The sequence below is a fragment of the Burkholderia sp. AU39826 genome (assembly GCF_020419965.1).
In the GTDB taxonomy this organism is placed as follows: Bacteria; Pseudomonadota; Gammaproteobacteria; order Burkholderiales; family Burkholderiaceae; genus Burkholderia; species Burkholderia semiarida.
The window spans coordinates 265,447-289,985 of sequence record NZ_JAIZQG010000002.1 but is presented as its reverse complement, the minus strand read 5'-3'; the positions used below and the strand labels follow the sequence as shown (position 1 = coordinate 289,985).

The window sequence follows — 24,539 nt, the reverse complement described above, 5'->3', positions numbered from 1 at the left end:
CGTCGAAGCCGCGCGCCGGCGCGTCTATCGCGATGCGCCGCCGCGAGTGCCGCGTGTGCCGGCTGTCCGGTTGGCAGGCGCCTGCGCCAACTGTTCGACGAGAAAGTCGACGAACACCCGCACGCGCGACGACAGAAAGCGTGCATGCGGGTACAGCAGCACGAAGGGCCTCGACCGGCCGCCGAGGCCGGACAGCACTTCCACGAGCGTGCCGGCGCGCAGATCGTGCTCGACGATGAAGCGGTAGGTCTGGAACAGCCCTGCGCCGCTGCGCGCGAGCGTCACGCCGGCCAGGACGTCGCCCGACGTGCCGTAGCTGCCGGCCGTCGTGACGTCGATTTCATCCGCGCCGTCGTCGAACAGCCAGGGAATCGTCCGTCCGCTGCTCGGCAGCTCGAACTGGATGCATTCGTGCGCGTGCAAGTCGGCGATCGCGGTCGGCGTGCCCGCGCGCTTCAGATAGTCGGGCGTCGCGACGACGACGAGTTCGGCGTCCTCCAGCTTGCGCGCGACCAGGCTCGAATCGGCCGGCGCGCGGCCGCGGATCGCGAGATCGTAGCCTTCCTCGGCGAAGTCGACGTTGCGGTTGCTCAGGTGAGTTTCGATGCGTACCGCCGGGTAGCGCTCGCGAAACGCCGGCAGCAGCGGCAGCACGCGATAGTGCCCGTACGGCGTCGGCATGCTGATCCGTAGCAGGCCGGCAGGCGTGGCCTGCTGGCCCGTGGCTTCGCGCTCCGCGTCGACGAGCTGCGACAACGCATCGCGACATTGCTCGAAATAACGCCGGCCGGAATCGGTCAGCCGGATCTGTCGCGTCGTGCGGACGAACAGGCGCACGCCGAGACGCTCCTCGAGCCGTGCGACCGACCGGCTGACCGCGGCCGGCGTGACGCCGGCCGCATTTGCCGCAAGCGTGAAGCTGCCGAGCTCGGCAGCCAGACAGAACAGCTCGATGCTGCCCAGCAGCAGATCGTCGAATTGTCGTTGCATGGGGCGATTCCTGCCGTCTCGGCCATGGGGGGACGCGGTGAAGCAACGAGTGTGCATGAATCTCGTGCGGGAAACCAGCCGGTGCGGCGGGCGCGATTCGTTACATGACGTCCCGACTCAATTGCGCGGCCGGCATTTACCGGTTTCGGCCGCATGACTACAGTGATTCACGGGCCGCGCCGGTCGCCCGATCCCTTTCACCGCAAGGAGCACGACATGAGCGTCGAACAGAACCTGGCCGAACTCGGCCTCGCATTACCGGAACCGCCGAGTCCGCTCGGCAGCTATACGGCCGTCGGCGAAGCCGGCAACCTGCTGTTCGTGTCGGGACAGTTGCCGCTCGCCGACGGCAAGCTTGCTTATACCGGCCGTGTCGGCGAGCAGTTGAGCGTCGACGATGGCAAGCATGCCGCGCGGCTGGCGGCACTGAACGTGCTTGCGCAAATCCGCAAGCATCTGGGCGGGTTCGATCGCCTGCGCAAGATCGTGCGCGTCGAGGGGCACGTGAGCTCTGCCGACGGCTTTTTTGGACAGCCGGCCGTGATCGATGGTGCGTCCGACCTGTTCGCCGCCGTGCTCGGCGCCAAGGCCGGACATGCGCGTTCGGCGTTCTCCCAACACCAGTTGCCGGCCAACGCCGCCGTGATCCTGGTCGTGATCGCCGAGATCGAGGTAGCGTGATGACAGGCCGGACGTGTGGGGCGGCATCCGGTCCCGCAAGGGTTCTCGCGCGCCCTACCCGGCATCCGGCACGCACGTCGGCGCACCGTGCAATCGGGGGCTGGATCGTCTGAAAAGCTTGTCAGGAAAGGCGCTACACGATCCGGATACATTGAAATACAAAATATCGTATGCGATTTAATCGAATCCGCTTGACGAGAGAGGTCGTCAGGCGGAAACTGCGTCGCATGCGATCGAATCGCATCTGAGACAAACCAACCGACGGAGCAAATGATGAGCAAGATCGACAAGGTACTGTACACGGGCAAGACGCATACGACTTCCGGCGGCCGCGACGGCGCGGCGCGCAGTTCCGACGGCCGCCTCGACATCCAGTTGTCGTCGCCGGGCAGCGCCGGCACCGGTACCAACCCGGAACAACTGTTCGCAGCCGGCTGGTCGGCCTGCTTCATCGGCGCGATGCAGCTTGCGGCGCGTGCCGCGAAGGTGACGCTGCCGGCCGACCTCGCGGTCGATGCCGAAGTGGATCTCGGCACCGCGGGCAACGCGTACTTCCTGCAGGCCCGGCTGAACGTGAGCGTGCCGGGGCTCGAGCGCGACGTCGCGCAACGCATCGTCGACGCCGCTCACCAGACCTGCCCGTATTCGAAGGCGACGCGCGGCAACATCGACGTCGACATCCGGATCGTCTGAACGTTGTATCGGGCGGCCGAACGCCGCCCTCCCGAATTCCCGATTCCTTTTCCATCGAGGTGAATGATGAAAACCCAACTGATCGCTACCCTGCTCGTCGCTGTTTCGGCCGCTGTTGCCGCACCGGCGTTCGCCAACGAAACCACCGTGACGCGTGCGCAGGTGCGCGCCGAACTCGCGCAGCTTCAACACGCCGGCTATCCGCTGAACCGCGCGACCGACGCCACCTACCCGAACGATCTGCAGGCCGCGCTGACGCGGATCCACGCCGACGACGCCGTCGCGGTCAACGCAGCGGGTGCCGGCTACGGCAGCGACGGCGGCGCCGCGACGCAATCCGGCCGCCGCGATGTCGCAAGCGTGGCCGAGCGTTCGGTGTACTTCGGTCACTGAGCACCGCGCCGGTACGTGAACCCTGAGTCCCTTTATTCCTGATTCCATTTTGTCGAGGTGAATGATGAAAACCCGCCTGATCGCTGCCCTTCTCGTCGCTGTTTCCGCTTCTGCCGCCGCGCCGGCGTTTGCCGATGCAGCCGTCGTGTCCCGCGCGCAAGTACGCGCCGAGCTCGTCCAGCTGGAACAAGCCGGTTATCGGCCGGGACGCGCGAACGATCCGCATTACCCGGACGACCTGCAGGCCGCGTTGTCGCGCATTCATGCGAACGACGCGGTGGCGGCCTACGCATCGGCATCCGGTTACGGCAACGATGCCGCCGCCGCGACGCAGTCGGGCAGCCGGCCGGCGATGCGTGTTGCCGAACGCTCGATCTACTTCGGTCATTGAACGAACGCGCGAACGGCGCCGATGGCCGGCGTGCGGTGCGCCCCCCTGAATTCCTGAATCCCTGTCGAGGTGAACGATGAAGACCCAACTGATTGCCGCCCTGCTCGTTGCCGTGTCGGCCGCCGTCGCCGCGCCGGCTTTTGCCGGAGAAAGCACCGTCACGCGTGCGCAAGTGCGTGCCGAACTGGCCGCGTTGCAGCAAGCCGGCTACCAGCCGAATCGCCCCAACGATCCGCACTATCCGGACAATATCCAGGCGGCGCTGAAAAGGATTCGCGACGATGGCGCCGTCGCGGTCGATACGCAGACAGCCGGTTACGGCGGTGATGCCGGCGGTGCCACGCAGTCCGGCAGCCGCGGCGCGATTCGCATGGCCGAGCGCTCGATCTATTTCGGGCATTGAGTGTGGTACGGCGAATTCTGTCGCTGAAGTCCATCATATAAAGCGCATACGATGTAATCGCATGCGCTTTTATTTGCATTGCCGCAGCCTGCATTCCCGCCCATCCCGGATTATTCTGTGCGGCACCCCCATCTTTCACGAAGGAGCCGCCGATGCCGGATGCCATGACCGGAAACGCGACAAGCGATGCGCACGTGCTCGATCGCGTTGTCTGGAACGCGCTGACGGGCAAGCAGCACCGCTTTGCGCTCGGCAATGACCGCGCATGGCGGTTTCCGGTGCCCGTGGCGCCGTTTGCCGCGCTCGCCGACACGAGCCCGGCGTCGTTCGACGCGCTGCGCGCGCTGGTCGCCGCACACGGGCCGGCCGCGCTCGTCACGCCGGACGAGATCGCGCCACCGGCGGGATGGTCGGTGATCCGGCGCGCGACGCTGCTTCAAATGATCTGGCAACGGACGTTCGACCCGGCACATGAATCGGAACATGTCCCGCTCGGCGAAGCCGACGTGCCGGACATGCTTGCGCTGACCGCCGCCGCGCAGCCGGGCCCGTTCGGTCCGCGCACGTTCGAGCTCGGCCGCTACATCGGCGTGCGCAACGAAGGGCGGCTGGCCGCGATGGCCGGCGAGCGGATGCAGTTGGACGGCTATACGGAGATCAGCGCCGTGTGCGTGGATGCCGCGTTTCGGCGGCAAGGGCTGGCGGCGAGGTTGATCCGGTCGCTGATTGCGTCGATCGACGCACGATCGGACACGCCGTTCCTGCACGTGCTCACGACGAACCAGGTGGCGATCGAGCGCTATCTCGCGCTCGGTTTCGTCGTACGGCGCGACATGCACCTGCTGGTGCTGGGCGATGCGCACGCGTGACAATGCGGCCGGCGCGATTCACGCGCCGGCCGCTCGTCATGCCTGAGTGCCTGAGTGCCTTTATGCTTCGGTCGACCGGATCAGGTTGCCGCGCAGCGTGACGATCGCCTTCTGCACCTTCGCGAACTCGTCCGGCTTCAGCCCGGTGGCTTCGACCAGATTCATGTCGAGCCCCTTCTCGCGCACGCGGCGGCCGCTTTTCGTCAGGCTGACAAGCACCTGGCGTTCGTCGGACGGATCGCGGTGCCGCTCCAGGTAACCCATTGCCTCGAGCTTCTTCAGGATCGGCGTCAGCGTATTGGATTCGAGGAACAGCTTCTCGCCGAGCTGGCCGACGGTCTGGTTGTCCTGCTCCCACAGCGCGATGATCGTGATGTATTGCGTGTACGTGAGGCCGAGCTCGTCGAGGATCGGCTTGTACGCCTTGCCGAACGCGAGATTCGCCGAGTAGATCGCAAAGCACAGGAACTCGGACAGCTTCGGCGCGGCGGGCGACGGGGTTTCGGTCGGTTTCATGGACTTCCTCCAGCGACGCGAACGGTCGCAGACAATCGCATTATATATCGCATGCGATCTTATCGGAAGCATGATAATCGGGGTCGATGGGCTGACGCGCGCCGCGCTCAGCCCGGCTTGCGGCGCTTGCCGGTTTGCTGACGGCTGACCGACAGCAACGTGCACTGTACCGGATGCGCGATTTCGGTCGCGAGCCCGCCCGCGGCAAACAGCAGGATCATCAGCCAGCGTTTCATGCGTCCTCCACGACCGAGAGGCTCGCACCATCGGCAACCGTCGCGTCGAGCGTGTACGGATCGACGCCGTCGAGGCAACCGAGGTTGACGCGCCAGCAGGCCGGATCCTTGCGGGTCTGGTGGAACGGATAGACGCCGCACCGGCTGCAGAAATAGTGACGTGCGGTGTGCGTGTTGAAGCGATAGCACGTCAGTGCGCCCTCGCCTTCGACGATCGTCAGGTTGGCGGCGGTGAACATCGGGCTCATCAGCGCGCCGCGCCGGCGGCACAGGCTGCAGTTGCAGCGAACGGCCGGCGCAATGGCCGTGCTGACTTCGAATTTGACGGCCCCGCAATGGCAGGATCCTTTGAACCGGGTGGCAGACATGACGGGCTCCGAAAAAGGTCATGCCTGCTTTATAGCGAAGCCGCGCGCGGGCGGTGTATCGCACTGTATCGGCCGTCGGGGCGGATACAGGACATTGCAAATCCGCGGCCCGCGCGACGAATTGCTGCGGGTGCGCGTGCGGCGGGAGGCCGACCGCCACGCGCCGGCAGCGGCGGATGCAACACTTTGCGCTGGCGCGCGGGAACCCCGTGCGCGTGTTTCATGGGACGGCGTTCGTGCCGGCCGATTGAGCACGACCGTGTGGTCGGCGGCGGCGGTTGCGCCGGCGGCCACGCCACCGGCGTCATGGTTTTCCCGGCCTCGCCGGATGGCGCGGGTGCGCATCGTTTTCGATACGCACCCGCCCGCCACGCAGGCTGCAACGGCCTGCCGCGCGAATCGTGTCCACCGCGCGCTGCCTACCCTTTCTGCTCGGGAAAGGATGCTTGAAACATCCTCAATTATCACGTGCCGCCGATTTGCCCACCATGTGTCGGACGATCGGCGCAGCCCGCATGGCCGCCTCTTGCACCTGCCCGGCGATGCCTGGCGTCGCATCGTGCGGCCGACGCGTGACGCCGGCTAAGAACGGCCAGCCCCGCGCCACCGCATATCGATAATCAGGAGACACGATGAACAGCCAATCCCTCGACCTCGACGGCCACGCGGGCGCACGCGCGTCCGCCCGCACGTCGGCCGCCTCCGCAGGCACCGGCGTCGACGCAACGACCCTCCCCGCCCGCCGCGTCACGCTCGGCGACTTCATGGACGATCTGCCGGTCGGTGCGTTGCATCGATTCGTCGTCTGGGTGATCGGCATCGGGCTGTTCTTCGACATGTACGAGATCTTTCTCGTCAGTACGATCGGCTCCGCGTTGCAGCACGAATACGGGCTGAGCCGGCAAAGCGCCGATTTCAAGCTGCTGCTGGCGTCCGCGTTCATCGGCATGTTCGTCGGCGCGATGTGCCTCGGCAGCCTGGCCGACCGCATCGGCCGGCGCAAGGCGTTCCTGCTCACGCTCGGGTGGTACAGCGCGTTCTCGCTGGTCGGTGCGTTTTCGGTGAGTGCCGACATGCTCGTGGCCTGCCGGTTCCTGACCGGCATCGGCGTCGGCGCGATCTATCCGGTCGCCGACACCTTCCTGTCCGAAATCCTGCCGAAGGACAAGCGCGGGCGGCTCGCCGCGTGGGCCTACACGACTTCGTATGTCGCGGTGCCGCTCGTCGGCTTTCTCGCGCTGTGGCTGAACCCGCTGCATGTGGCGGGCGTCGCGGGCTGGCGCATCATCCTCGCGGTCGGCAGCCTCGGCGCCGTGTACGTGCTGCTCGTCCAGCACCGGCTGCCGGAAAGCCCGCGCTGGCTGCTCGCGCAAGGCCGCACGGCCGATGCGCACGCGGCGCTGCGGCGTTTCGCGCAAAGCGCCGGCGTGCCCGTGCCCGAGCATTTCGCGGAACCGGTCCAGCCGCAGCGGCCGCTCGGGCTCGGCGAGCGCATCGCGCTGCTGCGTCGCCGTCCGTACGGCGCGCGCTACGTGATGCTGGCGATCTTTCACCTGTTCCAGGGCTTCGGCTATTACGGGTTCGGCACGCTGGCCGGCACCGTCGTGAAAAGCCGCGGCTTCGACGTGACGGACAGCACGTTGTTCATCGCGCTGTCGTTCATCGGCTATCCGATCGGCTCGCTGCTGTCGATTCCGCTGCTCAACTGGATCGAGCGCCGCACGCTCGTGATCGTGTCGATCCTGTCGATCGCGGTGTTCGGGCTGTGCTTCGCGTATTCCGGCAATACCGTGCTGATCGTCGGCTTCGGGTTCCTGACGACGTGTGCGTCGAACGTGTTCAGCAACGCGTATCACGTGTACCAGGCCGAGATTTTCCCGGCCGGCGCGCGTTCGACGGCGATCGGCAGCACCTATGCGCTGTCGCGCATCGTCAGCGGCGCGCTGCCGTTCGTGTTGCTGCCGGTGCTCGTCGACTACGGCGCGGGCGCGATGTTCGGCGTGATTTCGGTCGCACTCGGCATCGTCGCCGTCACGCTGCGCGTGCTCGGCCCGCTCACCACGCGGCGCAGTCAGGACGAGATCAATCCGGTTTGACGCGGCGAGCGGCACGGGGCGCACGCACGCGTGCCCCGTGCGTCGCTGTTTCATCGCCTCATCGCATTCAGCGCGCCGACATGAAATCGAACAGCTTCGCGACGTCCGTCGTCAGCACCGCGCCGGCCTTCACGCCGACCCATAGCGTGCGCGTCGCCCACGCGTCGTCGAGCTTCACGACACCGAGCCGCGCCGCGCGCTCGCCGGTCACCGCATCGCGCGGCAGCACGCCGATGCCGAGCCCCGCCTCGATCATCCGGCTCACGCCGTCGAAATTCGATACCTGGATCCGCAGCTTCAGCGAGCGCTCGGCCGCGAACGCGGCGTCGGTCATGCGCGCGAGCAGCGAGCTGCCGTCGCTCAGGCCCACGTAGTCCTCGTCGAGCGTATCCGCGAAGCGGATGCTGTCGCGCACGGCGAACCGGTGCGCGCGCGGCACGAGCAGCACGAGCTCGTCGCGCCGGTACAGCCGCCGGTCGATGCCGGGCGCCGGCACGTTGTCGGCGAATACACCGAGATCGGCCTTGCCCGACCCGATCGCGTCGACGATCTCGTGGCTCAGCCGCTCCTCGAGACTCACCTTGATGCCGGGGTTGCCGGTGAGGAACGCGGCGAGATCGGCGGGCAGGAACTGGACGATCGCCGACGTGTTGGTCCACACGTGGATATGGCCGCGCACGCCTGCGACGTAGTCGCTCATCTCGTGCGCCATCCGGTTCACCTGCTCGATCACCTTCGCCGCATGATCGAGCAGCGCGCGGCCCGCGGGCGTCAGCTCGACGCCGCGCGCGTGCCGGACGAACAACGCGCTGCCGGTCACGCTTTCGAGTTCGGCGATGCGCTTGCTGACCGCGGACAGCGTGAGCTGGCCGTGTTCGGCCGCCTTCGTCAGGCTGCCGTGCTCGGCGACGAGCGCGAACACGCGCAGCGACTGCAGATCGAAATGAAGCGGGTTCACCATGTCGGGGGTCCTGGGAAGGCCGTGCGGGGGACGTCGTCATCGCGCCGGCCTGACGCCGATCATACGCCGGGCCGTGCGCATGCGATACGCACGATACGGCGCGGCTAGCGCGGCGCGATGGCGTGCAATGCGGCGAGCATCGCGCCGTCCGGCGTCGCGAGATCGTCGAGCACCGCGAAGTGCTGCATGCCGGGCAGCCACGCGCGGGCGATCCGCTCGCCGGCGGCTTCGCACGCCGTCGCGTATTCGTCCGCCTGCCGAACGAGTTCGGGCAGTTCGGCGTCGCCAACCGCCACGACGGTCGCCGCGCCCGGTCCGACATGGCGCAACGGGCTGTACGCGTCGACCTCCCGCGCGGTGAGCTGCAGCTTGTCGTTCAGGCAGCACAGCGCGATCGGTTCGAGATCGACGAGCGGACTGATCGCGAGTGCCGACACGACGGCCGGATGCGCGCGGTGCATGGCGGTCAGATGGCCGCCCGCCGAATGGCCGCTCAGATGGATCGGCCGCCCCGCGATGCCGAGGCCGTCTCGGTCGGCCGCGAGATGGTCGAGCAGCGCGCCGATCTCGCCGACGATATCGGTCATCGTCGCGACCGGCGCGAGTGTGTATTCGGCGAGCACGACGTCGTAGCCGCACGCGAGCGGCCCGCTCACCGCATACGCGAAATCCTCTTTCGTGCAGTGTTGCCAGTAGCCGCCGTGGACGAACACGAACAGCGGTGCGTCGGGCTGCCCGCACGGCAGCCAGTCGAAGCGCTGCGCGGGTTGCGCGCCGTAACGCAGGTCGCGGCGGCCGGGCGTCGCCGCGTATAGCGCCGCGCTGCGCGCCTGGCATGACGCGAGCAGCGCGGGGAAATCGGGAACAGCCCTCGTGTTCAGGTACGCGGCGTCGAGCGCCGCACGGTCCATGCCGCGATAGAGGATCGTCATTCGGGAAGCGCCTGGATCGGGTTGCGGATGCGCGCGGCAGGTCTGTCCGTGCGCGCGGCGAAGGCGGCGGCCGGGCCGACGCCGTGGCGCTATTATCCGCGGCGCGGCCGCGCACGGCTATCCGGAATCGGCGGGCGCAGCGCGTGCCTGTCCGCTTTCGGCGAAGGACTGCGACGCCGTGCGCGCGGCGGGCCGGCACTCGCGCGGGCGACCGAGCCCGGCAAGTCAGATCTGCTCGGAAATCTCGATCAGGTTCAGGTCGGGATCGCGCACGTAGATCGAGCGGATTTTCTGCGTCGCGCCGGTGCGTTCGACGGGCCCTTCGACGATCGGCCAGTCGACGCGCCGCAGGTGCGCGATCACGTCGTCGAGCGGGACCGACGCGATGAAGCACAGGTCGAGCGCGCCCGGCACCGGCACGTGCGCTTTCGGCTCGAATTCCGCGCCGCGCACGTGCAGGTTGATTTTCTGGTTACCGAAACGGAACGCGAGCCGGCCCGCGCCGAAGGTTTCGAGCTGCATCTGCAGCACCTCGGTGTAGAAATGCTTCGTCCGTTCCGGATCGACGCAGGTCAGCACGAGATGATCGAGGTGGTCGATCAGCGCCATGGCATTCGCTCCTGTTTATGTTTCTGTTGCTGTTCACGAGAACGCGCGTTGCGCGGGCTTGCCGCCGGCATCGGTGCGCGGCGGCGGATGAAGGTCCGAGCGGCGCCCGGCCTTCAGGATCTGGCTCGGCACGTCATGCCCGATCAGCGCGGGCAGCCGTGCGGCCGCGGCGAGCACGGCCGCGAGGTCGATGCCCGTATCGTAGCCGTCGAGTTCGAGCATGTGCACGAGTTCCTCGGTGCAGACGTTGCCGGTCGCGCCCGGCGCATACGGGCAGCCGCCGAGCCCGCCGAGCGACGCGTCGAAACGGTCGATGCCGGCGTCGAGCGCGGCGAGCGTATTCGCGAGCGCCATCCCGCGCGTGTTGTGGAAGTGCAGCGTGAGCTGCAACGCAGGGAAGCGCTCGCGCGCACGTCCGGACAAGTCGCGCACCTGCGACGGAAACGCCATGCCGGTCGTATCGCACAGCGTGACGCCGTGCACGCCGAGATCCGCGAAGCGCTGCATCCACGCGAGCACCGTTTCGGCCGGCACGTCGCCTTCCATCGGGCAGCCCATCGCGGTCGACAGCGACACGTTGATCGCGACACCCGTGCCACGCACCGCGTCGATCACGTCGCGCAACTGCGCGAACGACTGCTCGCGCGTCATCCGCAGGTTCGCGCGGTTGTGACTCTCGCTCATCGACATCACGAGGTTGACCTCGTCGACGCCGCACGACAGCGCGCGCTCGGCGCCGCGCACGTTCGGCACGAGCGCTGTATAGACGACGCCCGGCGCGCGCGCGATGCCGTGCATCACGGCTTCCGCGTCGCGCAGCGCGGGAATCGCCTTCGGCGACGTGAACGACGTGACCTCGATTTTCGCGTAGCCGCAAGCGCTCAGCGCGTCGACGAGCGCGATCTTGTCGTCGGTGTCGACGAACGCCGCTTCGTTCTGGAAACCGTCGCGGGTCGCGACTTCGTGGATGTGGAGGCGTTGCGGATGCGCGTTCATGTCTTCGTCCCGGTGGCTGTTTCAGATCACGCCGCGCGTGCGCCAGTCGTCGCGCGTCGCCGCATCGATGCCGAGCGATTCGAGCACCGCGTCGGTATCCGCGCCGAGCGCGGGGGCCGGCCGCTCGATGCGCCCGGGCGTGGCATCCAGTTTCGGCACGATGCCCGGCACGAGCACGGGCGTGCCGTCGGGCAGCGCGGCGTCGACGATCATGTCGCGCGCACGGTAGTGCGGATCGGCCGCGATGTCGGCCACGTCGTAGATGCGTCCGGACGGAATGCGCGCGTCGTTCAGCGCGGCGAGCACGTCGTCGAGGTCGTGGCGCGCGCTCCATTCTCCGATCGCCGCATCGATGCGCGCGACCTGCGCGACGCGCCCGTCGTTGTGCGCGAGCGCCGGATCGTTGCCGAGATCGGGCCGGCCGATCAGTTCCATCAGGCGCCGGAAGATGCTGTCGCCGTTGCCGGCGATCAGCGCGTATCGGCCGTCGCGGCAGCGGTACGCGTTGGTCGGCGCGATCCCTGGCAGGCTGCTGCCGGCCGGCCCGCGCACCGCGCCGAATGCCGCATATTCGGGCAACAGGCTTTCCATCATGTTGAATACCGATTCGTACAGCGCGACGTCGACGACCTGCCCCTTGCCGCCCTGCTGCTCGCGATGCCGCAACGCGAGCAGCACGCCGATCACGCCGTGCAGCGCCGACAGCGAATCGCCGAGCGAGATGCCCACGCGCACCGGCGTGCGGCCCGGTTCGCCCGTGAGGTGGCGCAGCCCGCCCATCGCCTCGGCGATCACGCCGAAGCCGGGGCGGTCGCGATACGGGCCCGTCTGTCCGAAGCCCGACACGCGCAGCATCACGAGCCCCGGGTTGAGCGCGGACAGCGTGTCCCAGCCGAGCCCCCAGCCTTCGAGCGTGCCGGGCCGGAAGTTTTCGATCAGCACGTCGGTCTCCGCGACGAGGCGGCGCACGACGTCCTGCCCTTCGGGCGTGCGCAGATCGAGCGTGAGCGAGGTCTTGTTGCGCGACTGCACGGCCCACCAGACCGACGTGCCGTCGTGCAGCAGCCGCCACTTGCGCAGCGGGTCGCCGACGCCGGGCGGCTCGACCTTGATGACCTCCGCGCCGAATTCGGCGAGCATCCGGCCCGCGAACGGCCCGGCGATCAGTTGGCCGAGTTCCAGCACGCGGATGCCGTCCAGGGGGCGTGTCATGACTGTCTCCGATGAAATCGCGTTGTCGATGACGGCGATCATGACGGCGTTCGCGCCCGGCGAAAATCGCTCGATGGTCAACCTGCCTTTCCGAAACGGAAAGGCGGGCGACGGCGCGATCGCGGTATCGGCCAAGCGGGACGCGCCAGCCTTTCCGTCCGGGAAAGCGCGCTCGCGCAACGGTCAAACGACGGCGCGCGCGCCGCCGGCAGAATCGGGGCCGTTCCGCGCCATCGGGCGCTTGCCAGCGAGACCGCCATGTTTTCCGTTTCTTCTCCCGCGAAGATCGTGTTCCTCGACCGCGCGACGCTGTCGCCCCAGACCGTGCTGAAACGATTTCCGTTTCCGCACGCCTTGCAGACATTCGACCGGACGGCCGCGCACGAGGTCGCGGCGCGCATCCGCGACGCGCACATCGTCGTGACGAACAAGGTGCGGCTCGACGCGACGGCCCTCGCCGATGCGCGGCAGATACGGATGATCGCGATCGCCGCGACCGGCACCGACATCGTCGATCTCGATGCGTGCGCGGCACGCGGGATCGTCGTGAGCAATATTCGCGGCTATGCGGTGCGCACGGTACCCGAGCACACGTTCGCGCTGATCTTCGCGCTGCGCCGCAGCCTCGTCGCTTATCGCGACGCGGTGCGCGCGGGGCGTTGGCTCGACAGCGGACAGTTCTGCTTTTTCGATCACCCGATTCGCGACCTGGCCGGTGCGACGCTCGGGATCGTCGGCGACGGCGTGCTCGGGCGTGCGGTGGCCGCCATCGCGCGGGCGCTCGACATGCGCGTGCTGTTCGCGGCACACGGCGACACCGCGCGCGACGGCCATGCACCGTTCGACACGCTGCTGCGCGACAGCGACGTGATCACGCTGCACTGCCCGCTCACGCCCGCGACGCGGCACTTGATCGACGCCCGCGCATTCGCGCGGATGGCGCGCCGGCCGCTGCTGATCAATACCGCACGTGGCGGGCTCGTGGACGAAAGCGCGCTCGTCGAGGCGTTGCAGTCGGGGCAGATCGCGGGCGCGGGGTTCGACGTCGTCACGCAGGAGCCGCTGCCGGCCGCGCATCCGTTTCACGCGATCCTGTCGCATCCGGCGTTCATCCTGACGCCGCATGTCGCGTGGGCGAGCGACGAGGCGATGCAGACGCTGGCCGATCAGCTCGTGGACAACGTCGCCGCGTTCGTCGGCGGCGAGCCGCGGCATGTCGTGTGACACGCACGAACGGAACGGCCCCGCTCGATTGCTCGAAGCGGGGCCGACTGAATGCGGGGCTGCTTGCGCCAGCGACCGGGCACGTGACGGGTTCGTGCCTCGGCCCTGTCTGGCGGCGGGTTTCCGACTATCTGATGGGTGCTACTTCAACGCGTTCAGACCGGCAAGGATGCCGATATCAGGCCAGTCCCAAAAGCGGAAAGCCGGCTCAGTAGGCGGACATCTCGACGCAAGGGTCGACCTTCGACGGCGAGCAGATGACCGAGTACTTGGCGCTCTCGCGCATCAGCGCCTCGCCTTCGTGCAGCGCGATCTTGATCTCGGGGTGACGCTCGTACGCGAGGAAAGCCGAGCACACGACCGCGGACATCACGACGAGGGAAAACACAAATTTTTCAAGGGCTTGGAAACGTTCAGGCATGATCTTGACCTTTCTCTCAGCCCGGGATTATACCTTGAGATAAGGGTTTTCCCTATAACCCTGCCCGCATACCGAGGATGCGTTCAAATCAAGATAGGCGCGATGGTCGCGCCCTTTCATCAAAAACATGTCGCCGCGGCCCGCGCGGATGGGGCCGCATACACGAGGAAGGAGAAGAAGGCTCGCCGCCGGCGCGTCACTGCGGCGCCGATGCGCCGCTCGCCGCATTGCCCGGCCAGGCCTTGCCGATATGGTCGATCAGCGACTTCGCGGTGCCCGTCACGAGCGCCGCGTCGACGCCCGACGTCTGCCATGAGCCGTCGGCCGCCTTCACGAAGGTCAGGTTCGCGCGCGACGGCGAGTAATCGGCGTTGCGCCACGTGACGACGACGTCGCACGAGTACGTGCGATCGCCGAGCTTCTTGCAGTCGCCGTCGGGTTTCGCCGATACGACGTCGGCCGATACGGGCAGCGGCTGGCCGAACAGCGCGTTCAGCCCGCCGTGGTTTTCCGCTTCGAGCGCGCGGCGCACGGCGGCGTCGACGTCGCTCGATCCGGGACCGTCGTGAAGCAGGTTGCAGGCGGCCAGCAGCGTCGACGCGCCGGCGAGGGTCAGCAGCAGTTGAAACTTCATGGATATCCGTCGATCGGGTGAACGCCGCGTAGTCTGCAACGTCCGCGTGTCGTGCGCGGTATCCATTTGTAACCAATTGCACGACGGCTGGGCGGCACGGCGGCCGCGCGCGATCGTGCGACGCCCTCGCCTACTGCCGTTCCTGCTTCACGCGGCTCACGAGTTGCGTCGGGCTGACGAACTGCAGCGCGATCACGACCCACACGAGCGTGATCGCCATGTAGATCATCGCCATCGCGTCGATCGACTGCGGCGCGCGCACGCCGGTCGAGAACACCGCGTAATACAGCGCGACGACGAGCGTCTGCGTGCTCGGGCCCGCGGTGAAGAACGTCAGCTCGAACATCCCGATCGTGCGCACGAGCACGAGCAACCCGGCCGCGAGCATGCCGGGCACCAGCAGCGGCAGCAGCACGTAGCGGAAATAGCGCCACGTGTTCGCGCCGAAGATGCGCGCGGCGGCTTCGAGGTTCGGATCGATCTGCTCGATGAACGGCGTCATCACGAGGATCACGAAGGGCAGCGCCGGCACGAGATTCGCGAGGATCACGCCCGGCAGCGTGCCCGCGAGCCCGATCTTGTACATCACGGTCGCCATCGGGATCCCGTAGGTGACGGGCGGCACCATCAGCGGCAGCAGGAACACCAGCAGCGCGAAGCGCTTGCCGCGAAACTGCACGCGCGCGAGCGCATACGCGGCCGGCACGCCGAGCGCGATCGACAGCAGCACGACCGCGCCGACGACCTCGACGGTCACCCACAGCACGCTCGCGAGCTGGAAATCCTCCCATGCCTTCGCATACCAGTGCAGCGTGAAGCCCTGCGGCAGCGGCGTGCCGAACCAGCGCGTCGCGACCGAGTTCACCGCGACGGTCGCGATCAGCAGCATCACGTTCAGCAGGAAGAACGCCATCAGCCCCCAGACGAGCGCCTTCCATGCGCGGCCGGCGAGATTGCTTTTCATCCGGTGCGGTTTCCTTGCATCGACGGGCCGCGCATCGGGGGCGTCGTGCTTCGGCGGCCACGTGCGAGCGGCATGATTGTCGGTCGCCATCAGCCCTTGCCTCCCGTTACCGCACCCGTGTAGAAGAAGCGGCGCGCGCCGAGCATCGACGCGACCACCAGCAACTGCGCGAAGCCCATCACGATCGCGATCGCCGATGCGAGCGAATAGTCGTAGCTTTCGAACGCGGCTTCGGCCGCCGCGATCGAGATCACGCGCGTCGGCCCGGCCGGCGCGCCGAGCAGCACGGCCGACGGGAACACCGAGAACGCCTGCACGAACGACAGGCACGCGGCCATCGTGAGCCCCGGCACGAGCAGCGGCAGGTAGATCTGCCGGAACTGCTGCCACGGGTTCGCGCCGAGCGTCGCGGCCGCGCGCGCGAGCGTCGGGTCGATGCCGCTGATGTACGACAGCATCAGCAGGAACGCGAACGGAAAGCCCGACACGATCAGCGACAGCAGCACGCCCCAGTAGTTGTGCGTGAGGCGCACTTCGTCGGTGTACAGGTGCAGCCCCTGCAGCGCCTGCGGAAACCAGCCGTTCGGCCCGAAATACGTGAGCATCCCGTCGGCGACGAGCACCGTGCCGAGCGTGACGGGAATCACGAGCAGCGTCGTGACGAACTTCTGGTACGGCGAATGGCGGCGCAGCGCGAACGCGACCGGCACCGCGATGCCGACGTTGAGCAGTGTGGCCGGCACCGCGAGCTTCAGCGTGACGAGCACGGTCGGCCACATCGCCGTGTCGGTGAAGAACTGCACGTAGTTCGCAAGCGCGCCGCCGCCGTTCATCGGCTGGAACGACAGCACGAGGCCGTACGCGAACGGATAGATGAACAGCGCGGCGATGAACGCGAGCGCCGGCGTGACGAGCCAGGCTTTCGCGTCGCGCGCCGCGCCGCCGGTCGCGAGCGTGCTCATGCGGCCTCCGGGCGGGACGCCGCCGCGCGCGCCGCGTGGCGCAGCCCGTTCATTGCCCGTCTCCCGCATAGACGAGCGTGCGCGCCGGCGCCACGCGCAGCCTCAAGCGCTCGCCTTCAGTGAACTCGCCCGCCACGCGCGCCCAGATCGGGCCGAACGGCGTGATCGCGCGGATCAGCGAGTCGCGCCCGCCGTACTCGACCGTCTCGACGGTCGCGTCGAATGCATTGTCGGCGCCTTGTTCCGCGCGCTCGATGTCGTCGGGGCGCAGCGCGACGACGACCTCCTTCGCGTCGAAGCCGGCCATCGGCACGCCCGCGAGGCGCACGCCGCCCGACGCGACGTTCACGTAATCGCCGGCCATGCCTTCGAGCGTGAACGGCAGCACGTTGCGATAGCCCATGAAGCGCGCGACATGCAGATTGTGCGGGCGCGTGTAGACGTCCTTCGGCGACGCGACCTGCTGCACGACGCCCTCCTTCATCACGACGATACGGTCGGCCATCGACAGCGCCTCGTCCTGGTCGTGCGTCACGTAGATCGTCGCGCGTTCGAGCTGCGTGTGGATGCGGCGGATCTCCGCGCGCATCTCGATGCGCAGCTTCGTGTCCAGGTTCGACAGCGGCTCGTCCATCAGCACGAGCGGCGGCTCGATCACGATCGCACGCGCGATCGCGACGCGCTGCTGCTGCCCGCCCGACAACTGCCCGGGCAGCTTGCCTTCGTGACCGACGAGTTGCACGAGCTCGAGCGCCTGCTGCGCGCGCCGCCGCGTTTCCTGCTTCGGCACGCCGCGCATCTTGAGGCCGAAGCCGACGTTGTCCAGCACCGACATGTGCGGGAACAGCGCGTAGTTCTGGAACACCATGCCGAAGCCGCGACGCTCGGGCGGCAGCACGTCGATGCGCGTGTCGTCGAGCCAGATGCCGCCGCGCGTGAGCGGCTGCAGCCCCGCGATGCAGTTCAGCGCGGTCGATTTGCCGCAGCCCGACGGGCCGAGCAGCGCGATGAACTCGCCGCGCCGGATCTCGAGGTCGAGCCCGTCCAGCGCGGCGACCTGCGCGCCTTGCGCATTGGTGAAACTGCGGCACACGCCGTCGAGCCGCAACCGTTCGAAACTGTGATTCATTCCACGAACTCCATCGACGCGGACGCCGTGGCGCCCGCCGGTTCAGGCGTCACTTCGATTTCTGCGAACCGATCTCGCGATCCCATTTCTGGAACGCGGCGACCATCGCCTGCGCATTGAGCGGCTGCACGTGCGGACGATCGGCGAGCAGCTTCGCGTATTCGGGGCGGCCGAACTTGCGCACGACTTCCTGGCTGTGCGCGGGCGCCATCTCGAGCGTCACGCCCTTCACCGCCGGGCCCGGATAGAAATAGCCGTCGTCGTAGGTCATCGCCTGCTGCGCCGGTTCCAGCAGGAAGTTCATCAGCTTGAACAGCACGTCGAGCTTTTCCTTCGGCACGCCCTTCGGGATCACCATGTAGTGCGCGTCGTTGACCCACGTCATGTTGTCGAACGCCTGGATCTTGAATTCGGCCGGCACGATGCCGAGCGCGCGCGGGTTGAGATCCCAGCCGGTGACGGTCACGGTCATGTCGCGCGTGCCTTCGCCGAGCTCCTTCATCACCGCCGACGTGCCGCCCGGGTAGTACGGCACGCATTCGTTCAACTGTTTCAGGAACGCCCAGGTCTTGTCCCAGCCGTTGATCGGGTCCTGCGGATTCTTGTCGCCGAGCACGTACGGCAGCCCCATCAGGAACGTGCGGCCGGGGCCGGAGTTCGCCGGGCGCGCATAGATCAGCTTGTTCGGATGCGCCTTGCACCACGCGAGCAGCTGCTCGGGCGTCTTCGGCGGGTCGCTGACCTTCGCCGGGTTGTATTCGAGCAGCGGGCCGGCCGGCATGTAGGTGACCTCGAGGCCGTAGCCTTGCGCGAGATCCTGCATCTTGCGCGGGCCGGGCGCGTATTTGTCGAGCACGCCGGGGAGCGCGGCCGCGTTGTCGGGCAGCAGCTTCTGCCACAGGTTCTGCTCGATGCCGGCGGCGAGAGCGTCGGTGCCCGTCAGCACGAGGTCGATGTCGGCGCGCCCCGCCGCCTGCATCGCCTTGATCTTGCCCGGCAACTGCGGCGCGGGCGCGTTCGTGAACGTGACGTTCGCGACGAGATTCGGGTTCTTCTCCTTGAACGCCTCGATGGCCTTCTGCGTGAGCTGCAGGTTGCCTGCGACGTCGACGATGTTCAGCGATACGGGGGCGGCAACGGCCGCGGCGGCCGACAGCGCGAAGCCCAGTGCGAATGCGATCCGGCGGACACGGCGAGCGATCGGGGTGGTGTTCATGTCTCCTCACTTCGGTCGGTGGATGGGACCTTTCTTGTCAGGAAATCATGACGGCGTTATACGATGTCGGTCAACAAAAAACCGCGGGATGCGGGGCGGGACTTTCCCTGACAAAAAGCTTCCGTGCGCCGACGAATTGTGCACTGCGCGACGGCGTGCGGCGTGGCCCGCCGCTCGCGCAGGGTGTTAGGACGTCATATATCGAGGTGAGACGAACCGCGTTGGGCCGTATACGTTTCCCCCTGCCGCGCGAGAAGCGTTGCCGTCGTGTCTTGCGGCACCGCGCGCGACGCCGGGCATGGCCGTCGCGCCGAACCACGGGCGGCTGCCTACGCCTGCATCGTTTTCCCGGATCGGCTACAGTGGGCGCTTTCGGCGCGCTGCGCCCCGCCGCCGCGCCGCGAACCGTGCGCGAGCGCGGCGGCACGGGCGCGACGCGGATCATTCACTTCGACGAGCGAACCTTCATGCCCGATCTGTCCGCCTTCCCGATCACGCAAAAGTGGCCGGCCCAGCATCCCGACCGCCTCCAGTTGTACTCGCTGCCGACGCCGAACGGCGTCAAGGTGTCGATCATGCTCGAGGAAACCGGCCTGCCGTACGAGCCGCACCTCGTGCGCTTCGACACGAACGACCAGTTGTCGCCCGAATTCCTGTCGCTGAACCCGAACAACAAGATCCCGGCGATCATCGATCCGAACGGCCCAGACGGCGAGCCGCTGCCACTGTTCGAATCGGGCGCGATCCTGATCTATCTGGCGGACAAGACGGGCCAGTTGATCCCGAAGGATCTCGCGGGCCGCTACGAGACGATCCAGTGGGTGATGTTCCAGATGGGCGGCATCGGGCCGATGTTCGGCCAGGTCGGCTTCTTCCACAAGTTCGCCGGCCGCGATTATGAGGACAAGCGCCCGCGCGACCGCTACGTCGCCGAATCGAAGCGCCTGCTCGGCGTGCTCGACGCGCATCTCGCGAACCGCCAGTGGGTGATGGGCGATGCGTACACGATCGCCGACATCGCGATCTTCCCGTGGGTGCGCAATCTGGTTGGCTTCTATGAAGCGGGCGATCTGGTGGGCTTCAGCGAATTCCGCAACGTCAAGCGGGTGCTCGACGCGTTCGTTGCGCGGCCGGCTGTCGAGCGCGGGCTCAATATTCCGGCGCGGGGTTGATCCGCTGCGCGGGTACGCGCCCTGCGAGCCACGGCCCATGATTTGTGCGGCCCGCCGCCCGCCGCATTGCGCGGCGGATTTTTTTTGACCATTGCCGATCTCCGGGGAACGCCGGGAGACCGTCGGTATTCGGCCAGAATGAGACGGTCGACTTTGAGCAGTAAGCGGCAGCTAATGGAGGCATTCGGTCAGCAAGCCGTTGCTCCGGCGGCAGACCTTCTATTCCTCTGCGAGCGGTATGTTTTCCGCGATTAAGCGTGCTTCCGTGATAATCGAATCCAAAACGGCGTACAGCTTCTCTACCTCATAGGAGCCGTTGGCGACGGTCTCGGGGGTCTGTTCTAAGAAGGCCTTTGTGTACGACTCCTTGTACTCCAAAGCCCCGTGATAAATACCTAGCTCCTTCTTGTAATTTGTCCAGATAACTTTTGCTGGGGGATAATTTGCGAGATCCAAATCCAGATAACACTCAATGGCCGCTGCGCGTCCGTTAATATCAGCGTTGGCCAGGCCATCTGGACCGTAGGCGGGAAACCTGCGAAAGCGTTCTAACGTAGGCAACATCATCGCACGCATATTCGGCAATAGCGGTTGCTTTGAGAGCCTTTGGTATACCTGAAAACCTTCAGCATCGTTGTCAAACAAAAATATGATTTGGTTTTGCACACCGATTTTGGTAAGCCCCTCAGCGAATTTAAGCAGCCCCCCCGATCCAGGAAACGGATGGCTCTCAGTCATATCAATGAACCGGAAGAAGTCCATTACCTCAGGACGCAGCAACTCAAACGCGCGCTTTAAGATATGCGCGTCCGAGCTACCCTCCGTCGCTATCAAAAACGTGTTCACGCGGCTCACACCGGGCACGAAGTCGTCCACTGTTGCGTAGCCGCCGTCCACGAGCGGGCCGTACTGCCAAATAACCTGAGCATCCAAGTTATCGGCTTGCTCTGCCAGCAGTCGTAGAGCCGCATAAGGGTGCAGGAAGCCTATCAGCGCTCCAAAGTAGCTACGCTCAGAATAAGCCAGCGTATCGTGCGGAGAATAGTGCGGTAGACGACGTTTCTCTATTTCGTTTGTAAAGCGGCCTTGGGGTTGTATCTGATCGCGTGGAGAAATAAATTTACTGTCTAGCTCTCGTAGCGGATGGGTCGTCACGAAGGCACAGAATTCGTCGAAACTCATTAGGTCAGGAACTGCTTCCTCTTCTTGATCGTCACTCAAAGTCCCTTGCTCCTTCCGCCAGCTGGCCAGAGTCACCAGTTCTTCCCGCCAATTTTCCGCGCAGTTCTGATATGTCCTTTTTATGTTTTCGAGAGAAAAACCCAGAAGTTCAACTCGAGGCACGATCTCCGCAAGTGATCTACAAAACGCCATTTCCATGGGACCTGGGTCCTCGCCGCTTTCAGCGAAATACTCATAGTCAATTTTCTCTGAACGGACGCGCTTGCGATCCTTTGCCTGAAACAGTATTCCGTGATCGCTGCCGCGGTGATTTTTGTTCCAGTCAAGAGTTAGTCCACCCACTTCCAAAGTTATCTCAGTCCCCACGACACGCCCCTAAAACACGTCACTGATCGAAGCGGCGTTTGCTGCAAACGCCTCTGCTGTCAAGCCAGCAACTATATGTTGGCATGCACGAACAAGGCAAATCGTGCATGCTCGAACTGGATCGACCGCACCGTACTGCGTCTGGTGTGACCTCCGATAGAATCAGGCAACCTAGATCTCGGGACGACGAGCGTGAGCAGTCGTTCAGCGTTGGTAGTAAACGTCTGAAATGGGTCGACACGCGACGTCCACGAGAATTCACGAAGAACTTTTTGCCCGCCGCGTACGTTTCCATCACGCATTGTTCAACGCGAGTTCCCTTCCTCTCCTTCCGGCGTTCCGCCTTCCAACCCCGCCAGCAGCTTCCCCAACAGCCGCGACAACTGCGCCTGTTCGGTCTCTGACAACGCAGCCAGCACCGTCCGCTGGTTATCGATATGCGCGACGACCGCCTCGTCGATCAGCGCGCGCCCGGCATCCGTCAACGCGACGAGCGTCCCGCGCCCGTCGGCCGGATTCGGCCGGCGCTCGACCCAGCCGGCCTTCTGCAGCCGGTCGATGCGCGCGGTCATCCCGCCCGACGACATCATCAGCGCGTCGTACAGCGCGGTCGGCGTCAGCGCGAACGGCGCGCCGCTGCGCCGCAGCGTCGCAAGCACGTCGAATTCCCCCGGCTGCATGCCGTAGCGCGCGAACAGCGGATTGAGACGATCGCGCGCGATCACGAGCGCGGCTTCCTGCAGCCGCCCCATCACCACCATCGACGTCGCGTCGAGATCCGGGCGCTCGACACGCCATTGCGCGAGCGCGTGCTCGGCTCGATCCATTAACCCTCCTCGGCTCACCAGTTATCTTGACGTCAAGATAAATCGCCATATATCTTGATGTCGAGATACTTTACCTGAAAAACGCGCGGCGCCTGGCTGGCAGCCGCGCACCGATATCGAGGGCCTTGCAATGAATCGCTTCACCTCCCCCGGCTGGCGGCTCGCCGCGATCGTGCTCGTCGGGCTGAACCTGCGGCCGGCGCTTGCCGCGATCGGCCCGCTGCTCGACATGATCCAGCGCGCGACGGGCATCGGCGACGGCGCGGCGAGCCTGCTGACGACGATCCCGATCCTGCTGATGGGGCTCGGCGCGCTGAGCGCGCGGCGCCTGCAGCGCCTCACCGGGATCGCGGGCGGCGTGTGGCTCGGCGTCGCGTTGATCGCGCTGGCCTGCGCGTCGCGCGTGGGGGCGCAGCACGCATGGCTGCTGCTCGCGAGCGCGTGCTGCGCGGGCGTCGGGATCGCGATGGTGCAGGCGCTGTTGCCCGGCTTCGTGAAGGCGCATTTCGCGACACGCATCGGCGGCGCGATGGGCGTCTATTCGACGTCGATCATGGGCGGCGCGGTGCTCGCGAGCGTCGTCGCGCCGTTCGCCGCGGTGCGCTGGGGCTGGCTCGCCGCGCTCGCGGGCTGGGCGTTGCCGGCGGCGCTGGCCGCACTGGCCTGGCCGCTGGCCAGCCGGGGCGACGACGCGCTTGCCTCCGGCCCGGTTTCGGTATCGGGTGCGCAGCCATCGCGTTCGCCGCGGGCGTGGCGGCTCGCACTGTTCTTCGGCATCGCGACGGGTGCTTACACGCTCGTGCTCGCGTGGCTGCCGCCGTACTACACACGGCTCGGCTGGTCGCCGACCGCGGCCGGCAGCCTGCTCGGCGGCGTGACGTTCGCGGAAGTCATCGCGGGGCTGACCGTTTCCGCGACGATCGACCGCCTGCCCGATCGCCGGCCTGCGCTGCATGCGGCGATCGCGTCGCTGCTCGTCGGGTTGCTGGTGATGCTGGCCGCGCCCGACGCGCTCGCGTTGCCGGCCGCGCTGCTGCTCGGCGCGGGCATCGGCGCGCTGTTTCCGCTGTCGCTGATCGTCACGGTCGACCACGCGCCCACGCCGGCCGATGCCGCGTCGCTGACGGGGTTCGTGCAGGGCATCGGCTATCTGATCGCCGCCCTGTTTCCGTTCGCGGCCGGCATCGTGCGCCAGCATCTGGCGGATCTCACGCCCGCGTGGATCGCGATGGCGTGCCTGTGTATCGCGCTGTTCGCGCTGGCGGCCGGCTTTGCGCCGAAGCAGATGCGGCAGATCGCGCGGGCCTGACGGGCCTGCCGGCCGGGCGCGCCGATGCCAAGGCCGGCGCGCTCAGCCCGCGCTCGCGTACAGCGTCGAATCCGCGAACCCTTCGGCGTCGAGCACGCGCCCGATCAGGATCAGCGCGGTGCGCTCGATCTGCGTGCCCTGTACCTTGTCGACGATGTCGGCCAGCGTGCCCGTCACGCGCTCCTCGTCGGGCCAGCTCGCGCGATAGATCACCGCCACCGGGCAATCGGCGCCGTAATGCGGCAGCACTTCGTCGACGATGCGCGCGAGATGGCGCACGCCGAGATGGATCGCGAGCGTCGCGCGATGCGCGGCGAGCGCGCCGAGCGCTTCGCCCTCCGGCATCGTCGTCTTGCCCGCGAAGCGCGTGAGGATCACCGTCTGCGCGACGCCGGGTAGCGTCAGTTCGACGCCGAGCGTGGCCGCGCATGCGGCCGTGGCCGTCACGCCCGGCACGATTTCGTATGGAATCCCGAGCGCTTTCAGGCGGCGGATCTGCTCGCCGATCGCGCCGTACAGCGACGGGTCGCCCGAATGCACGCGCGCGACGTCCTGCCCTTTCGCGTGCGCGGCGGCAAGCAGCGCGACGATCGCGTCGAGATCGAGTTCGGCCGTGTTGACGACCTGCTCCGCGCGATGACCGTCGAGCACGGCGGCCGGCACGAGCGAGCCCGCATACAGGATCACCGGGCACGTGCGCACGAGGCGCTGGCCCTTTACCGTGATCAGCTCCGGGTCGCCGGGGCCCGCGCCGATGAAATACACCGTCATCGAAATTTCTCCGTCA

At 66.8% G+C, this 24,539-nt stretch carries 28 protein-coding genes; 10 read left to right on the top strand and 18 right to left on the bottom strand.

The features are described 5' to 3' along the window. Positions 1-24 precede the first annotated feature (24 nt). Positions 25-990: a LysR family transcriptional regulator gene (locus tag LGM42_RS06150; RefSeq protein WP_226231803.1), complete on the bottom strand. Its 966-nt coding sequence runs from the start codon at positions 988-990 to the stop codon at positions 25-27. A gap of 216 nt (positions 991-1,206) precedes the next feature. On the opposite strand from LGM42_RS06150, the gene LGM42_RS06145 reads away from it, so the two are divergent. The 6 genes from LGM42_RS06145 (at position 1,207) to LGM42_RS06120 (ending at position 4,420) form a co-directional block, all read left to right on the top strand. Continuing rightward, on the top strand, positions 1,207-1,671 hold the full coding sequence (locus LGM42_RS06145; protein WP_059585377.1) for a RidA family protein: 465 nt from the start codon (positions 1,207-1,209) through the stop codon (positions 1,669-1,671). A 273-nt stretch (positions 1,672-1,944) separates the two neighbouring features. Then, positions 1,945-2,364, top strand: a complete 420-nt coding sequence (locus tag LGM42_RS06140) for an organic hydroperoxide resistance protein (protein ID WP_059585376.1) — start codon at positions 1,945-1,947, stop codon at positions 2,362-2,364. 66 nt (positions 2,365-2,430) lie between these two features. After that, the gene (locus LGM42_RS06135; RefSeq protein WP_060318816.1) at positions 2,431-2,757 is read left to right on the top strand and encodes a DUF4148 domain-containing protein; all 327 of its coding nucleotides are present in this window, start codon (positions 2,431-2,433) and stop codon (positions 2,755-2,757) included. Positions 2,758-2,818: 61 nt separating this feature from the next. Further along, positions 2,819-3,148, top strand: a complete 330-nt coding sequence (locus LGM42_RS06130; RefSeq protein WP_226231802.1) for a DUF4148 domain-containing protein — start codon at positions 2,819-2,821, stop codon at positions 3,146-3,148. Between the two features lie 76 nt (positions 3,149-3,224). Next, positions 3,225-3,551 (top strand): DUF4148 domain-containing protein, encoded by a 327-nt coding sequence (locus tag LGM42_RS06125; RefSeq protein WP_226231801.1) that lies wholly within the window; start codon positions 3,225-3,227, stop codon positions 3,549-3,551. A gap of 152 nt (positions 3,552-3,703) precedes the next feature. Continuing rightward, complete coding sequence (locus LGM42_RS06120; RefSeq protein ID WP_226231800.1) at positions 3,704-4,420, top strand: GNAT family N-acetyltransferase; 717 nt, start codon at positions 3,704-3,706, stop codon at positions 4,418-4,420. A 60-nt stretch (positions 4,421-4,480) separates the two neighbouring features. Here LGM42_RS06120 and LGM42_RS06115 read toward each other — a convergent pair whose 3' ends face one another. The 3 genes from LGM42_RS06115 to LGM42_RS06110 all read right to left on the bottom strand — a co-directional run bounded on the left by LGM42_RS06115 (position 4,481) and on the right by LGM42_RS06110 (position 5,540). After that, positions 4,481-4,936 carry a MarR family winged helix-turn-helix transcriptional regulator gene (locus LGM42_RS06115; RefSeq protein WP_006482257.1) on the bottom strand — a complete coding sequence of 152 codons (456 nt, stop codon included), beginning with the start codon at positions 4,934-4,936 and terminating at the stop codon, positions 4,481-4,483. Positions 4,937-5,043: 107 nt separating this feature from the next. Continuing rightward, positions 5,044-5,172, bottom strand: a complete 129-nt coding sequence (locus LGM42_RS33010) for a hypothetical protein (protein WP_256122098.1) — start codon at positions 5,170-5,172, stop codon at positions 5,044-5,046. Next, positions 5,169-5,540 carry a GFA family protein gene (locus LGM42_RS06110; RefSeq protein ID WP_226231799.1) on the bottom strand — a complete coding sequence of 124 codons (372 nt, stop codon included), beginning with the start codon at positions 5,538-5,540 and terminating at the stop codon, positions 5,169-5,171. The genes LGM42_RS33010 and LGM42_RS06110 overlap by 4 nt, the downstream gene beginning before the upstream one ends. Positions 5,541-6,172: 632 nt before the next feature. On the opposite strand from LGM42_RS06110, the gene LGM42_RS06105 reads away from it, so the two are divergent. After that, positions 6,173-7,636: an MFS transporter gene (locus LGM42_RS06105; protein ID WP_226231798.1), complete on the top strand. Its 1,464-nt coding sequence runs from the start codon at positions 6,173-6,175 to the stop codon at positions 7,634-7,636. Between the two features lie 67 nt (positions 7,637-7,703). Here the strand turns inward: LGM42_RS06105 and LGM42_RS06100 are convergent, their stop codons facing one another. The 5 genes from LGM42_RS06100 to LGM42_RS06080 all read right to left on the bottom strand — a co-directional run bounded on the left by LGM42_RS06100 (position 7,704) and on the right by LGM42_RS06080 (position 12,346). Beyond that, positions 7,704-8,597: a LysR family transcriptional regulator gene (locus tag LGM42_RS06100; protein WP_059643427.1), complete on the bottom strand. Its 894-nt coding sequence runs from the start codon at positions 8,595-8,597 to the stop codon at positions 7,704-7,706. A gap of 104 nt (positions 8,598-8,701) precedes the next feature. Further along, on the bottom strand, positions 8,702-9,529 hold the full coding sequence (locus LGM42_RS06095; protein WP_226231797.1) for an alpha/beta hydrolase: 828 nt from the start codon (positions 9,527-9,529) through the stop codon (positions 8,702-8,704). A 225-nt stretch (positions 9,530-9,754) separates the two neighbouring features. Next, complete coding sequence (locus LGM42_RS06090) at positions 9,755-10,138, bottom strand: VOC family protein (protein ID WP_226231796.1); 384 nt, start codon at positions 10,136-10,138, stop codon at positions 9,755-9,757. Between the two features lie 33 nt (positions 10,139-10,171). Beyond that, complete coding sequence (locus tag LGM42_RS06085; protein WP_226231795.1) at positions 10,172-11,134, bottom strand: hydroxymethylglutaryl-CoA lyase; 963 nt, start codon at positions 11,132-11,134, stop codon at positions 10,172-10,174. 21 nt (positions 11,135-11,155) lie between these two features. Next, the gene (locus tag LGM42_RS06080; RefSeq protein ID WP_060318813.1) at positions 11,156-12,346 is read right to left on the bottom strand and encodes a CaiB/BaiF CoA transferase family protein; all 1,191 of its coding nucleotides are present in this window, start codon (positions 12,344-12,346) and stop codon (positions 11,156-11,158) included. Positions 12,347-12,604: 258 nt separating this feature from the next. Between LGM42_RS06080 and LGM42_RS06075 the strand changes: the two genes are divergently transcribed. Then, positions 12,605-13,570 (top strand): D-2-hydroxyacid dehydrogenase, encoded by a 966-nt coding sequence (locus tag LGM42_RS06075; protein ID WP_059585339.1) that lies wholly within the window; start codon positions 12,605-12,607, stop codon positions 13,568-13,570. A gap of 208 nt (positions 13,571-13,778) precedes the next feature. On the opposite strand, the gene LGM42_RS06070 is transcribed toward LGM42_RS06075, so the two are convergent. The 6 genes from LGM42_RS06070 to LGM42_RS06045 all read right to left on the bottom strand — a co-directional run bounded on the left by LGM42_RS06070 (position 13,779) and on the right by LGM42_RS06045 (position 18,896). Then, positions 13,779-13,991, bottom strand: coding sequence for a hypothetical protein (locus LGM42_RS06070; RefSeq protein ID WP_059585338.1), 213 nt, complete (start codon positions 13,989-13,991; stop codon positions 13,779-13,781). A gap of 196 nt (positions 13,992-14,187) precedes the next feature. Beyond that, entirely contained in the window at positions 14,188-14,625 is a 438-nt protein-coding gene (locus tag LGM42_RS06065; RefSeq protein WP_059643406.1) for a hypothetical protein, read from the bottom strand. A gap of 130 nt (positions 14,626-14,755) precedes the next feature. Then, positions 14,756-15,679 carry an ABC transporter permease gene (locus tag LGM42_RS06060; RefSeq protein WP_060318577.1) on the bottom strand — a complete coding sequence of 308 codons (924 nt, stop codon included), beginning with the start codon at positions 15,677-15,679 and terminating at the stop codon, positions 14,756-14,758. Next, a complete protein-coding gene (locus tag LGM42_RS06055) occupies positions 15,679-16,551 on the bottom strand; it encodes an ABC transporter permease (protein ID WP_059585335.1) in 873 nt (290 codons plus the stop codon). Before LGM42_RS06055 ends, LGM42_RS06060 begins: the two co-directional genes overlap by 1 nt. Before the next feature lie 49 nt (positions 16,552-16,600). Then, a complete protein-coding gene (locus LGM42_RS06050; RefSeq protein WP_226231794.1) occupies positions 16,601-17,680 on the bottom strand; it encodes an ABC transporter ATP-binding protein in 1,080 nt (359 codons plus the stop codon). 49 nt (positions 17,681-17,729) lie between these two features. Next, positions 17,730-18,896 carry an ABC transporter substrate-binding protein gene (locus LGM42_RS06045; protein ID WP_226231793.1) on the bottom strand — a complete coding sequence of 389 codons (1,167 nt, stop codon included), beginning with the start codon at positions 18,894-18,896 and terminating at the stop codon, positions 17,730-17,732. A 467-nt stretch (positions 18,897-19,363) separates the two neighbouring features. Here LGM42_RS06045 and LGM42_RS06040 point away from each other — a divergent pair, with 467 nt between their 5' ends. Beyond that, positions 19,364-20,068 (top strand): glutathione S-transferase N-terminal domain-containing protein, encoded by a 705-nt coding sequence (locus tag LGM42_RS06040; protein ID WP_099316634.1) that lies wholly within the window; start codon positions 19,364-19,366, stop codon positions 20,066-20,068. A gap of 219 nt (positions 20,069-20,287) precedes the next feature. Here LGM42_RS06040 and LGM42_RS06035 read toward each other — a convergent pair whose 3' ends face one another. Next, complete coding sequence (locus LGM42_RS06035) at positions 20,288-21,616, bottom strand: HEPN/Toprim-associated domain-containing protein (RefSeq protein ID WP_226231792.1); 1,329 nt, start codon at positions 21,614-21,616, stop codon at positions 20,288-20,290. 305 nt (positions 21,617-21,921) lie between these two features. After that, entirely contained in the window at positions 21,922-22,443 is a 522-nt protein-coding gene (locus tag LGM42_RS06030; RefSeq protein WP_226231791.1) for a MarR family winged helix-turn-helix transcriptional regulator, read from the bottom strand. Positions 22,444-22,573: 130 nt separating this feature from the next. Between LGM42_RS06030 and LGM42_RS06025 the strand changes: the two genes are divergently transcribed. Next, on the top strand, positions 22,574-23,752 hold the full coding sequence (locus LGM42_RS06025) for an MFS transporter (protein WP_226231790.1): 1,179 nt from the start codon (positions 22,574-22,576) through the stop codon (positions 23,750-23,752). A gap of 42 nt (positions 23,753-23,794) precedes the next feature. Here LGM42_RS06025 and cobM read toward each other — a convergent pair whose 3' ends face one another. Further along, a complete protein-coding gene (gene cobM / locus LGM42_RS06020) occupies positions 23,795-24,523 on the bottom strand; it encodes a precorrin-4 C(11)-methyltransferase (protein WP_060318563.1) in 729 nt (242 codons plus the stop codon). Positions 24,524-24,539 lie beyond the last annotated feature (16 nt).

Excerpts from the sequence above, each read along its gene's own strand:
- LGM42_RS06030 (WP_226231791.1), bottom strand. The coding sequence starts at position 22,443 with ATGGATCGAGCCGAGCACGCGCTCGCGCAATGGCGTGTCGAGCGCCCG.
- LGM42_RS06075 (WP_059585339.1), top strand. The coding sequence starts at position 12,605 with ATGTTTTCCGTTTCTTCTCCCGCGAAGATCGTGTTCCTCGACCGCGCG.
- LGM42_RS06125 (WP_226231801.1), top strand. The coding sequence starts at position 3,225 with ATGAAGACCCAACTGATTGCCGCCCTGCTCGTTGCCGTGTCGGCCGCC.
- LGM42_RS06140 (WP_059585376.1), top strand. The coding sequence starts at position 1,945 with ATGAGCAAGATCGACAAGGTACTGTACACGGGCAAGACGCATACGACT.
- LGM42_RS06100 (WP_059643427.1), bottom strand. The coding sequence starts at position 8,597 with ATGGTGAACCCGCTTCATTTCGATCTGCAGTCGCTGCGCGTGTTCGCG.
- LGM42_RS06090 (WP_226231796.1), bottom strand. The coding sequence starts at position 10,138 with ATGGCGCTGATCGACCACCTCGATCATCTCGTGCTGACCTGCGTCGAT.
- LGM42_RS06110 (WP_226231799.1), bottom strand. The coding sequence starts at position 5,540 with ATGTCTGCCACCCGGTTCAAAGGATCCTGCCATTGCGGGGCCGTCAAA.
- LGM42_RS06050 (WP_226231794.1), bottom strand. The coding sequence starts at position 17,680 with ATGAATCACAGTTTCGAACGGTTGCGGCTCGACGGCGTGTGCCGCAGT.
- LGM42_RS06150 (WP_226231803.1), bottom strand. The coding sequence starts at position 990 with ATGCAACGACAATTCGACGATCTGCTGCTGGGCAGCATCGAGCTGTTC.
- LGM42_RS06135 (WP_060318816.1), top strand. The coding sequence starts at position 2,431 with ATGAAAACCCAACTGATCGCTACCCTGCTCGTCGCTGTTTCGGCCGCT.
- LGM42_RS06070 (WP_059585338.1), bottom strand. The coding sequence starts at position 13,991 with ATGCCTGAACGTTTCCAAGCCCTTGAAAAATTTGTGTTTTCCCTCGTC.
- LGM42_RS06080 (WP_060318813.1), bottom strand. The coding sequence starts at position 12,346 with ATGACACGCCCCCTGGACGGCATCCGCGTGCTGGAACTCGGCCAACTG.
- LGM42_RS33010 (WP_256122098.1), bottom strand. The coding sequence starts at position 5,172 with ATGAAACGCTGGCTGATGATCCTGCTGTTTGCCGCGGGCGGGCTCGCG.
- LGM42_RS06055 (WP_059585335.1), bottom strand. The coding sequence starts at position 16,551 with ATGAGCACGCTCGCGACCGGCGGCGCGGCGCGCGACGCGAAAGCCTGG.
- LGM42_RS06105 (WP_226231798.1), top strand. The coding sequence starts at position 6,173 with ATGAACAGCCAATCCCTCGACCTCGACGGCCACGCGGGCGCACGCGCG.
- LGM42_RS06040 (WP_099316634.1), top strand. The coding sequence starts at position 19,364 with ATGCCCGATCTGTCCGCCTTCCCGATCACGCAAAAGTGGCCGGCCCAG.
- LGM42_RS06085 (WP_226231795.1), bottom strand. The coding sequence starts at position 11,134 with ATGAACGCGCATCCGCAACGCCTCCACATCCACGAAGTCGCGACCCGC.
- LGM42_RS06045 (WP_226231793.1), bottom strand. The coding sequence starts at position 18,896 with ATGAACACCACCCCGATCGCTCGCCGTGTCCGCCGGATCGCATTCGCA.
- LGM42_RS06025 (WP_226231790.1), top strand. The coding sequence starts at position 22,574 with ATGAATCGCTTCACCTCCCCCGGCTGGCGGCTCGCCGCGATCGTGCTC.
- cobM (WP_060318563.1), bottom strand. The coding sequence starts at position 24,523 with ATGACGGTGTATTTCATCGGCGCGGGCCCCGGCGACCCGGAGCTGATC.
- LGM42_RS06060 (WP_060318577.1), bottom strand. The coding sequence starts at position 15,679 with ATGGCGACCGACAATCATGCCGCTCGCACGTGGCCGCCGAAGCACGAC.
- LGM42_RS06115 (WP_006482257.1), bottom strand. The coding sequence starts at position 4,936 with ATGAAACCGACCGAAACCCCGTCGCCCGCCGCGCCGAAGCTGTCCGAG.
- LGM42_RS06065 (WP_059643406.1), bottom strand. The coding sequence starts at position 14,625 with ATGAAGTTTCAACTGCTGCTGACCCTCGCCGGCGCGTCGACGCTGCTG.
- LGM42_RS06130 (WP_226231802.1), top strand. The coding sequence starts at position 2,819 with ATGATGAAAACCCGCCTGATCGCTGCCCTTCTCGTCGCTGTTTCCGCT.
- LGM42_RS06095 (WP_226231797.1), bottom strand. The coding sequence starts at position 9,529 with ATGACGATCCTCTATCGCGGCATGGACCGTGCGGCGCTCGACGCCGCG.
- LGM42_RS06145 (WP_059585377.1), top strand. The coding sequence starts at position 1,207 with ATGAGCGTCGAACAGAACCTGGCCGAACTCGGCCTCGCATTACCGGAA.
- LGM42_RS06120 (WP_226231800.1), top strand. The coding sequence starts at position 3,704 with ATGCCGGATGCCATGACCGGAAACGCGACAAGCGATGCGCACGTGCTC.